This window comes from Planococcus salinarum (assembly GCF_007004625.1).
GTDB classification, from domain to species: domain Bacteria; phylum Bacillota; class Bacilli; order Bacillales_A; family Planococcaceae; genus Planococcus; species Planococcus salinarum.
The window spans coordinates 1-10203 of the sequence record NZ_VIFV01000048.1 but is presented as its reverse complement, the minus strand read 5'-3'; the positions used below and the strand labels follow the sequence as shown (position 1 = coordinate 10203).

The following is a 10203-nucleotide window of genomic DNA, read 5'->3' as shown; positions in this document are numbered from 1 at the left end:
CCTTCGTCAAACTGTATAAATCTACCAAATGGACAGTGCTACCTTTATTCGGGTGCTTCCCTTTTTGGCAAAAATAATTGAAAAATTGTGACTGAATATTTCGTCAGTTTTTATGCAACACTAGTGATATAAGTTGAACATAAGAATTAGCCTTTACACACGCTTCGGCGCTCTGGACAAGGCTCCCGCAATAAGCCGAGAAGAGCACTCGTCTTATTGCTCCGCCCAGTCCTGAAACGCGCCGGCGCTAAGTAACACCTATATAGGTTGAACTAAAGAATTAACGCAAATATGCCCCTTCGGCGCTAAGGACAAAGCTCCCGCAATAAGCCGAGAAGAGCACTCGTCTTATAGCTCCGCTCAGTCCATAGCCGCGCTGGCGCTTAGAGAGTAGCTTAGATATGGAGCAAAACAGCGCAGACGCCCAGGGGACCAAGCGAAGTGCTGAGATCCACTCGGGCGAAGAGCCCGAGTTAGCTCAGCGCGAGCCCCCAGGCAAGCAAGCTGTTTTGCGGAATATCGATTGTAAAAAACTTTCTTTCTTCGTATGCTTAGAAATCAATTTACCCTTATCTATTGAGTTTGTCGGAATTTTAGCTATATAATGAATATTGTAAGCGTATTCAGATTAAAGGGGATGTAAAACAATGAATTTCGATTTGACGCAAGAACAACAGATGATTAAAAAGACTATCAAAGAATTTGCTGATAAGGTAGTGGCTCCTGGAGCGATTGACCGTGATCGCAGCAAGGAATTTCCGACTGAAATCTTCAAACAGCTTTCCGACATGGGGATGATGGGATTGCCGTTTGATGAAAAATACGGCGGTGCAGGCGCTGACTCAACGAGCTTCGCCATTGTTACTGAAGAACTGAGCCGTGCATGTGCATCTACGGGCATTACCTATTCTGCCCACATTTCACTTGGCGGTGCACCGCTGAATCTGTTCGGTACGGATGAACAGAAAGAAAAATACCTTGCACCTATTTGTACCGGCGAATCGTTCGGCGCCTTCGGTCTGACTGAACCCAATGCAGGTTCAGATGCTGGCGGAACAGAAACACGCGCTATTGAAGATGGTGATGACTGGGTCATTAATGGATCGAAAGTTTATATTACGAACGCAAGCCATGCAAAACATTTGGCTATCACAGCAATTACAGGAATGGTTGATGGCAAAAAAGAGATCAGTGCGATTATCGTGCCGACCGATGCAGAAGGTTTCACCATCATAGACAATTACGAAAAAATGGGCCTGAATTCATCCAATACAACAGAATTAGTGCTCGACAATGTCCGTGTGCCTAAAGAAAATCTGCTCGGCAAGCGCGGAGACGGATTCAAGCAGTTTCTCGTAACTCTTGATGGCGGACGCATCGGCATTGCCGCGATGGCTGTAGGAATTGCACAGGCTGCTTTCAATCGTGCTTTGGCGTATTCGAAGGAACGCAAACAATTCGGCAAAACTTTATCAGAGTTCCAGATCACTCAATTCAAATTGGCGGATATGGCGATGAAGATCGAATTGGCCCGCAATATGGTATACAAAGCAGCATGGATGAAAGACCAAGGACGACCGTTCACAAAAGAAGCTTCCATGGCTAAACTTTACGCTTCTGAAATTTCGATGCAAGTTGCAAATGAAGCCATTCAGATCCATGGTGGTTACGGCTATATGAAAGAATACGAAGTGGAGCGCTACATGCGGGATGCCAAGCTTCTCGAAATCGGAGAAGGCACTTCGGAAGTTCAACGGATGGTTATTGCACGTCAAATCGGCTGTTAAATTACTGAAATTGTCACATTCAGACAAAACTTATCCGTTATGCCTTTTCGTTTAGGACAGAATACAGTACAATAATGAATGATACGAATACTATCATTTATAGAACTTAAAGAGGGAGGGGTAACGGATGCAAAAAAATGCAATTGTACCTTATATCTTAATCATGGCTTTCGGTATCGGCTTGATATTCTTCCTGTCATTGGAAGGCGTCGGCAACGAAGCTGAAATTGCTGAAGAAAATGGGACTGAAGAAAACGGCGATGGCATGGCTACAGGTGAAGGCTCTGGTGAAGGCGAAGACACTGCGGATGCAAGCGAATTCGACCCGGAAGCGAAAGCACAGGAAAGCTGTATTTCATGTCACGGTTCAAGCTATGAAGGAAGCGGAGCTTTCCCATCATTGGTAGATACTGAAATGTCCCAAGAAGAAATTGAACAAATTATTGCAGAAGGTGCAGGCGCTATGCCAGGCGGTCTGGTAGAAGAAGAAAACATTCCGGCAATGGCCGAGTGGGTTCTATCACTCGGAGAATAATAGCAAAAAACCCTTAGTTCTTCTGGAGCTAAGGGTTTTTCTGTCAAATGGAGGATTTTGGATGAATGCGCAACAATTATCAGACAGACTGAAAAGAGTCGCTTCCTATGTACCTGAAGGGGCAGTTTTGGCGGACATCGGAAGCGACCACGCATATCTGCCGTGTTATTTGGCTTTAAAGGGCGTTATAAAGGGAGCTATTGCCGGTGAAGTGGTAAAAGGCCCTTATGAGTCCGCGCAAAAAAAAGTCCGCCAGGAAGGCTTGCAGGACATTATAGACGTCAGGCTGGCCAGCGGCTTGGCGGCGGTAGATCCGGCTGATAGCGTAACGGCAATATCGATTGCTGGTATGGGCGGGCCGCTGATCACCTCAATCATCGATGATGGCAAAGAAAAACTTGCAGGGGTCCAGCGTTTGATCCTGCAGCCCAACGTTCACAGCAAATCGATCAGGGAATGGGCCGCGTCAAATGGATGGGCCATCGTGGAAGAAGAAATTCTGAAAGAAAACGATAAGATATATGAGATCCTCGTGCTGGAACCATCAGCTTCTCCCATCAATTTTACAGAAAAAGAACTTTTGATGGGTCCCATACTGAGCAAAGAAAAATCTGCGGTGTTTAACGAGAAATGGAGCAGGGAAAGTGCACAGTGGAAACGGATTCTTGTTTCGATGGAAGCCACCGAACAGACACTCCATATTCTCGGCAAGAAACAGGAGCTCGTGGACAAAATCCGATTAGTGGAAGAGGTGCTGCACGATGAAAATACCTAATGGCCAGCAAATCATTGAGGAATTTGAGAAATGGTCACCGAAGTATTTAGCGATGGAAGGCGATCCGATCGGCCTTCATGTCGGAACATTGAACAAGAAAGTGGAAAGGGTCCTCGTGACCCTCGATGTCAACGAAGCCGTGGTCGACGAAGCGATTGCCAAAGGCGCGGAACTTATCATCGCGCACCACCCGCCAATTTTCCGTCCGTTGAAAACCCTTCAGACAGATTTTTCGCAAGGAGCCTTACTGGAAAAACTGATTAAACACGATATCGCTGTGTATGCGGCTCATACGAATCTCGATGTCGCTGAAGGCGGTGTCAATGATCTTCTGGCGAAAGCGCTGGGGCTGCAGAATACGGAAGTGCTCGTTGAAACTTATGAAGCAGAACTTGTAAAAATCGCCGTATTTGTGCCGGAAAGCCACGAAGAAGAAGTACGTGAAGCATTCGGCAAGGCGGGTGCGGGCGCGATAGGCGATTACGACCATTGCAGTTATACGCTGTCCGGAACTGGCCGTTTTCGGCCTACCGCGAAAGCTGATCCGTATATCGGGGAAACGGGCAAGATGGAAATGACCGAAGAGTCGAAGATTGAGGTAGTCGTCCGCAAATTCGAGAAGGACCGGGTCATCCGTGCAATGATTGCCGCTCATCCGTATGAAGAAGTGGCTTATGATGTGTTCACTTTGGAAAACAAAGAACGGCCGATGGGGCTCGGCCGGGTCGGATTGCTTTCTGAAGAAATGACTTTGAAAGAGTTCGCCGGGTTGGTGAAAGAGAAACTCCATGTGCCGTTTGTGCGGGTGGTCGGAAATTGGAATGACAACGTGAAGAAAGTGGCGGTTCTCGGTGGCGATGGCAATAAATACATCCAGCAGGCCAAGCGTTCAGGAGCGGATGTTTATATCACCGGAGACATGTATTTTCATACCGCACAGGATGCGCAGGCAATCGGCTTGAATATTGTCGATCCTGGACATCATGTGGAGAAAGTGATGATCCTTGGTGTGGCCAATCATATGGCCAAACATACGGAGTGGCAATGTGAATTCCTGCCGTCCGAAGTTGATACGGAACCGTTTAAACTTCTATAAAAAAAGCGCCGAATCTGCATATGGCAGATTCGGCGCTTTTCTGGTGTCCAGACTTCAGCGGCCCAGCTCTTCGGGTCATAAGCCAACCCAGCTGCGCGGCAAAGACCACCACTTCGCTGGTCTGTCTTATGCCTTTCAGAGCTGAACGGGCGCTTCCGCTTTTCTTTATTCCCCTACCGGATAAGGTTCAATGCGGTCCGAAGGTTTCGGATGCTTGATTTTCGGAAGAATTTTATTCAATGGAACAGAGCGTGTCAGCTGATGTGTTTCCGGATCAGCCGGGTCGAATTTATCCAGGAAGTTCATGACTTCCTTCACAATAGGCGTAGGAGTCGAGGCTCCGGCAGTAACACCGACTGTTTCGACGCCTTCGAGCCATTCAAGCTTCAGCTCGGAAATATCCGATATCCGATAAGCCGGTGTGCCTGCGATGTCCTGAGACACTTGCGCGAGGCGGTTTGAGTTATTGCTCATCGGATCGCCGATGACGATGAGAAGATCGGTGTCGCCGGCCTGTTCGGCCACGGCTTCCTGCCGAACCTGCGTTGCCAGGCAGATCTCCTTATGGACTTCGGAATGCGGGAATTTCTCCTTCAGCCTTTCCATCATCTCCACAACATCCCATTGGCTCATGGTCGTCTGGTTGGTGATGATGATCTTGTCCGCCGTCAGCTCCAGCTGATTGACATCCTCGACGTTTTCGACAAGGTGCACCAGATCGGGAGCGACACCGATTGCGCCTTCCGGTTCCGGATGGCCGCTTTTGCCGATGTAAATGATGTGAAAGCCATCAGCCGTTTTTTCGCGGATCAGGTCATGCGTGACGGTCACATCGGGGCAGGTTGCGTCAATCGACACAAGCCCTTTGCGCCGCGCCAGTTCCCGAACTTGCGGTGAAACACCATGCGCTGTAAAAATAACAGTGCCTGATTCGACTTTCTCCAGGATTTCGAGACGGTTGGTGCCGTCAAGTGTGATGATGCCATCCGCTTCGAACGCATCCGTCACGTGTTTGTTATGGACAATCATCCCCAGTATATAAATAGGGCGGGGCAACGACTCGTCCATTGCGGCATTTTTCGCAATGACCATTGCATCGACCACTCCGTAGCAATATCCTCTTGGCGATATTTTCATTACTTTCATCTGGTACCGCTCCTTTCAACAATCAATACTTTCATTATAACGGAGACGGTGCTGCATTACAAAAGTTGCATCGCTCCCGGGAGCTGTTTATGCTATAATATACGGAGCGTAAGGAGGGAATTTAATCCCATGACAAATTTTAAAGAATATTCATTAAAACCATTCCTTTTGGAGGCAGTGGAAAAGCTCGGTTTCACAGAACCGACACCGATCCAAAAAGAGATTATGCCCCATATATTGAAAGGCAAAAGTGCGATTGGCCAGTCCCATACAGGAACAGGAAAAACGCATAGTTTCATCATCCCGATCGTCGAGCGGATTGACGAGAGCCGCCAGGAAGTGCAGGCGGTCATTGCAGCACCGACGCGCGAGCTTGGAACCCAGCTCTACAACGAAGTTCTGAAGCTTACAGAAGGTACTGGCATTGAAGTCAAATCGTTTATCGGCGGAACGGACAAACAGCGTTCGATCAATAAATTGAAAACCCAACCGCATATTGTCATCGGCACGCCGGGACGCCTGAAAGATATGGTCAACGAACGCGCATTGTTCGTCCATACCGCAAAAATCCTCGTTGTCGACGAAGCGGATCTGGCGTTTGATATGGGCTTTATTGAAGAAATTGACCAGGTTGCAGGAAAAATGCAGGAAGACCTTGAAATGTATGTATTTTCTGCCACAATTCCTGAAAAATTGAAGCCTTTTCTGAATAAGTACATGGAATCACCTGTCCATGTCAAAATCGGCGACAAACGTCCGACTGCCGAAGGACTTGATTTTTACCTGGTTCCCGCCCGCAGCAAAAAGAAAATGGACCGCTTGAAAGAAGTAATGGGAATCATCAATCCTTATCTGGCGATCATTTTCGTCAACACCCGCACGAATGCAGATTATGTGGCGGACCAATTGGCCAAAGACGGCATCAAAGTCGGCCGCGTCCATGGCGATCTTGCACCCCGTGAGCGCGTGAAGATGATGAGACAGATCCGCGACCTCGAGTACCGATATATCGTAGCCACTGATTTAGCGGCACGCGGCATTGACATCGAGGGCGTCAGCCATGTTATCAACTACGAGTTGCCGGAAGACCTCGAATTCTTTATTCACCGTGTCGGCCGTACTGCCCGCGCGGGGATGAAAGGCCTTGCAATCACCCTCTTTAAACCGGAAGAAGAAGATGCGATTGTCCGAGTCGAAAAAATGGGCATCCCGTTCCAGCAGAAAGATATCGTCAAAGGTGAATTTGTCGACCTGAAAGAGCGCCACAGCAGAAAAACCCGCGTGCGCACGACAAACGAAGCCGATGCCAAAGCCAAAACGATGGTCCATAAACCGAAGTCGGTAAAACCGATGTACAAGAAGAAGATGAAATGGAAAATGGAAGAAATCAAAAAAGCGGAGCGTCGGAAAAACCGCAAGAAATAAGGAGTCGAATTTATGTTACTCGGATCTCACGTATCGATGAGCGGCAAAAGGATGCTGCTGGCAGCCAGTGAAGAAGCGGCTTCCTATGGAGCGACAACTTTCATGATCTACACCGGGGCACCGCAGAACTCGCGGCGCAAACCGATTGAAGAACTGAATATTGAGGCAGGGCAGGCGCATATGGCAGCAAATGGGCTGTCCAATATCGTCGTCCATGCACCTTATATCATCAATATTGCCAATACCCAAAAGCCGGAAACCTTTGCACACGGCGTTGAGTTTCTGCAAAAGGAAATCGAACGCACTGCGGCACTTGGTTCGAAGCAAATTGTCCTGCATCCTGGTGCTCATGTGGGTGCCGGCACTGAAGCGGGTATCGCGAAAATCATCGAAGGCCTGAATGAAGTGCTGAGCCAGGATTTTCCGGTGAATATTGCACTGGAAACGATGGCCGGCAAGGGAACGGAATGCGGCCGTAATTTTGAAGAAATCGCAGCGATCATTAACGGCGTCAAAAACAACGAACGTCTGTCAGTTTGCTTCGATACTTGCCATACGCATGATGCGGGCTATAACATCAAAGAAGATTTCAATGGAGTCCTCGACCAATTTGACCGCATCGTCGGTGTTGACCGGCTGCAGGTGCTTCACATCAACGACAGCAAAAACGTCCGTGGTGCAGCGAAAGACCGCCATGAAAATATCGGCTTTGGCGAAATCGGTTTTGAAGCCCTGAACGGCATCGTCCATCACCGTGACCTCATGCATGTTCCAAAAATTTTGGAAACACCATATGTCGGAGCGGACGCAAAAAACAAAAAAGCACCATATGCGTTTGAGATTGAAATGTTCAAAGCCGGGATTTTCTCACCCGGTGCCATAGAAGAAATGAAAGCTCCTCTTTAAATAGAGGAGTTTTTCTTTTTGCCTGTTTAAGTTAAGCATTTTTTGCGGAATATCGGCTAACAGTAAATAAGTTTTGGAAGCATCCCAATGGAATGGGTAGTCTTTTGGGAATCGATTGGTTTACAAGTATACGAAACTGGCATATACTTTTAAGATGTAAATCGTAATCATTCTTAATTGGAAAAGAGGCGGCAATATGGATGCGCCATTGATTGAAATCAAAGGAATCAGCTATGAATATGAAGCGACAAAAGCATTGGACAATATTTCGATGAAAGTGGAGAAAGGGGATTTCCTTGCGATACTCGGACCCAATGGCTCCGGGAAATCAACCCTGCTGAAAATTATGTTGGGGCTGATCAAACCTTCAAAAGGGTCGATAAAACTTTTCGGAGTGGATGCCAAGAACTTCAAGCATCGGGAATGGATCGGCTATGTTTCCCAAAAATCCAATTCGTTCAATGCCGGTTTTCCCGCTACAGTGGAAGAAGTGGTGGCTGGAGGACTGGCGAAAAAAGCCGGACTGTTCCGACGCTTGCCCAAAACTGTACATGAAGATGTGTTGGAAGCGCTGAAAGCAGTCGGAATGGACCAACTGCTGGATCGCAGCATCAGTGAATTGTCCGGTGGCCAGCAGCAGCGTGTATTCATCGCCCGTGCTCTCGTAGCGAAGCCGAAAATGCTGATCCTCGATGAACCGACTGTCGGCATCGACCATCAGAATGTACAGGCTTTCTACGATATGCTGGCGTCGCTGAACCGCGACAAAGGAATAACGATGGTTATGGTGACACATGATGTGGATACCGTTACTGACCGGGTTTCCCATGTGGCCTGTCTGAATCAGACCATCCATTTTCACGGTTTCAAGGAGCAATTTCAGACGTTGAGTGACGAAGAACGCGCCTCTTGGTATGGCCATTCCGTCAGAAAAATCCACCACACGGGAGGTGGACATTGACGATGATTGACGCAATTTTAACATATGAATTTTTGCAGAATGCGTTTGGGGCCGGCCTTATTATCGGCGTCATTGCACCGCTGCTTGGTGTTTTCATCGTCGTGCGCCGGCTGTCGCTGATAGCGGATGCCCTCAGCCACGTGACACTGGCGGGCATTGCCGGGAGCCTTTACTTGAGCCAAAGTGTTGCAGCTTTTGCAACTCTGAACCCATTGTTCCTGGGGATTGCTGCTTCTGTCGGCGGCTCGGTATTGATTGAACGCCTGCGAACTCTTTATAAACATTACGAAGAATTGGCCATTCCGATTATCCTTTCGGCAGGAATCGGTTTCGGGGCCATCTTTATATCATTGGCAGAGGGGTTTTCAAATGATCTCTTCGGTTATCTTTTCGGTTCGGTTTCAGCTGTCAGCAGGGAGGATCTGCTGATTGTTGGCGCCATCGCCCTGGTTGTCCTTGCTTTCATCGCACTGTTCTTTAAAGAACTTTTCGTGTTATCTTTTGACGATGAATACGCCAAGGCATCCGGGCTGCCCGCGAAATGGATTCATTTCATGTTCATGATCGTCACAGCCCTCGTCATTGCCGGTTCGATGCGCATCGTCGGAATCCTCCTGGTATCATCGTTGATGACGATACCGGTTGCCACCGCAATGCGCGTATCGAAAAGCTTTAAGCAGACCATTGTCCTGTCGATCCTTTTCGGACAAGCATCTGTCATTGCCGGGCTGGTATCAGCTTTCTATTTTGATCTGGCTCCCGGTGGCACAATCGTTGTCACATCAATTTTGTTTTTGCTGATTGTTCTGATCTATAAAAAAATAGCTGTAGGCATGAAGAGAGGTGCGATTGCATGAATCTTGATAAAGCATGGGATATTCTGAAAGAAAATGGTTTCAAGGAAACATCGAAGCGCAACCAGATCCTTGAACTTTTTGTCAAAGACGATCGTTATCTGACCGCGCGGGATCTGCTTGACGTCATGCAAAAGGATTACCCAAGCATGAGCTACGACACAGTTTACCGCAATCTGGCCACTTTTGTGAGCCTTGGAATATTGGAAGAAACAGAATTGTCGGGAGAACGCCATTTCCGCATGCATTGTGAAAGCGATTCGCATCACCATCATTTCATCTGCATGGACTGCGGCAAGATCAAAGAAATTCCGGTGTGTCCGATGGATATGCTCGGAGCGGCTTTGCCGGCTTACGAAATCGCCAACCATAAATTTGAAATCTACGGCAAGTGCCCGGAATGTAAATAATGAAAAGCGACGGCGCCCGTTAAGCTCCGAAAGGCGTAAGACGGCGCAATGAAGTGGCGGTTTTTGCCACGTAATTGGGCTGGCTTATGACCCGAGGAGCTGGGCCGCTGGAGTCTGGACATAGAAAAATGGCAACGCCAGTTCTTAAACCCTTCATATTAACGAGTTAAATACACTCGAACAATCGAGTAGGAGGGAGCGATTAACTCCCGACCTCTCACACCACCGTACGTACCGTTCGGTATACGGCGGTTCAATTAAGATGCATAACGCAAAGTTTCATAACGTGCTACCAGACTTTTGAGCCC

The 10203-nt window shown here is 48.0% G+C and carries 10 protein-coding genes; 9 read left to right on the top strand and 1 reads right to left on the bottom strand.

Going from position 1 to position 10203, the window contains the following annotated elements:
• The first annotated feature begins 647 nt into the window (after positions 1-647).
• From DIJ65_RS15800 to DIJ65_RS15785, 4 genes are all read left to right on the top strand, one after another.
• Positions 648-1787, top strand: a complete 1140-nt coding sequence (locus tag DIJ65_RS15800) for an acyl-CoA dehydrogenase (protein ID WP_071152141.1) — start codon at positions 648-650, stop codon at positions 1785-1787.
• A 127-nt stretch (positions 1788-1914) separates the two neighbouring features.
• Positions 1915-2322: a c-type cytochrome gene (locus DIJ65_RS15795; protein ID WP_071152140.1), complete on the top strand. Its 408-nt coding sequence runs from the start codon at positions 1915-1917 to the stop codon at positions 2320-2322.
• Between the two features lie 61 nt (positions 2323-2383).
• Entirely contained in the window at positions 2384-3097 is a 714-nt protein-coding gene (locus DIJ65_RS15790; RefSeq protein ID WP_117303758.1) for a tRNA (adenine(22)-N(1))-methyltransferase, read from the top strand.
• Positions 3084-4193: a Nif3-like dinuclear metal center hexameric protein gene (locus tag DIJ65_RS15785; RefSeq protein ID WP_117303757.1), complete on the top strand. Its 1110-nt coding sequence runs from the start codon at positions 3084-3086 to the stop codon at positions 4191-4193. Before DIJ65_RS15790 ends, DIJ65_RS15785 begins: the two co-directional genes overlap by 14 nt.
• A 165-nt stretch (positions 4194-4358) precedes the next feature.
• Here DIJ65_RS15785 and DIJ65_RS15780 read toward each other — a convergent pair whose 3' ends face one another.
• Positions 4359-5339, bottom strand: a complete 981-nt coding sequence (locus tag DIJ65_RS15780) for a 4-hydroxy-3-methylbut-2-enyl diphosphate reductase (protein ID WP_071152139.1) — start codon at positions 5337-5339, stop codon at positions 4359-4361.
• A 129-nt stretch (positions 5340-5468) separates the two neighbouring features.
• Here DIJ65_RS15780 and DIJ65_RS15775 point away from each other — a divergent pair, with 129 nt between their 5' ends.
• From DIJ65_RS15775 to DIJ65_RS15755, 5 genes are all read left to right on the top strand, one after another.
• Positions 5469-6764, top strand: coding sequence for a DEAD/DEAH box helicase (locus DIJ65_RS15775; RefSeq protein WP_071152138.1), 1296 nt, complete (start codon positions 5469-5471; stop codon positions 6762-6764).
• Between the two features lie 12 nt (positions 6765-6776).
• A complete protein-coding gene (locus tag DIJ65_RS15770; protein ID WP_071152137.1) occupies positions 6777-7670 on the top strand; it encodes a deoxyribonuclease IV in 894 nt (297 codons plus the stop codon).
• A 196-nt stretch (positions 7671-7866) separates the two neighbouring features.
• Entirely contained in the window at positions 7867-8631 is a 765-nt protein-coding gene (locus DIJ65_RS15765) for a metal ABC transporter ATP-binding protein (RefSeq protein ID WP_071152136.1), read from the top strand.
• A gap of 2 nt (positions 8632-8633) precedes the next feature.
• Positions 8634-9488 (top strand): metal ABC transporter permease, encoded by an 855-nt coding sequence (locus DIJ65_RS15760; protein ID WP_117303756.1) that lies wholly within the window; start codon positions 8634-8636, stop codon positions 9486-9488.
• The gene (locus DIJ65_RS15755) at positions 9485-9895 is read left to right on the top strand and encodes a Fur family transcriptional regulator (RefSeq protein WP_071152135.1); all 411 of its coding nucleotides are present in this window, start codon (positions 9485-9487) and stop codon (positions 9893-9895) included. Before DIJ65_RS15760 ends, DIJ65_RS15755 begins: the two co-directional genes overlap by 4 nt.
• Positions 9896-10203: the final 308 nt, after the last annotated feature.

Coding starts and splice junctions, on each gene's coding strand:
- DIJ65_RS15800 (WP_071152141.1), top strand. CDS start 648: ATGAATTTCGATTTGACGCAAGAACAACAGATGATTAAAAAGACTATC.
- DIJ65_RS15795 (WP_071152140.1), top strand. CDS start 1,915: ATGCAAAAAAATGCAATTGTACCTTATATCTTAATCATGGCTTTCGGT.
- DIJ65_RS15790 (WP_117303758.1), top strand. CDS start 2,384: ATGAATGCGCAACAATTATCAGACAGACTGAAAAGAGTCGCTTCCTAT.
- DIJ65_RS15785 (WP_117303757.1), top strand. CDS start 3,084: ATGAAAATACCTAATGGCCAGCAAATCATTGAGGAATTTGAGAAATGG.
- DIJ65_RS15780 (WP_071152139.1), bottom strand. CDS start 5,339: ATGAAAGTAATGAAAATATCGCCAAGAGGATATTGCTACGGAGTGGTC.
- DIJ65_RS15775 (WP_071152138.1), top strand. CDS start 5,469: ATGACAAATTTTAAAGAATATTCATTAAAACCATTCCTTTTGGAGGCA.
- DIJ65_RS15770 (WP_071152137.1), top strand. CDS start 6,777: ATGTTACTCGGATCTCACGTATCGATGAGCGGCAAAAGGATGCTGCTG.
- DIJ65_RS15765 (WP_071152136.1), top strand. CDS start 7,867: ATGGATGCGCCATTGATTGAAATCAAAGGAATCAGCTATGAATATGAA.
- DIJ65_RS15760 (WP_117303756.1), top strand. CDS start 8,634: ATGATTGACGCAATTTTAACATATGAATTTTTGCAGAATGCGTTTGGG.
- DIJ65_RS15755 (WP_071152135.1), top strand. CDS start 9,485: ATGAATCTTGATAAAGCATGGGATATTCTGAAAGAAAATGGTTTCAAG.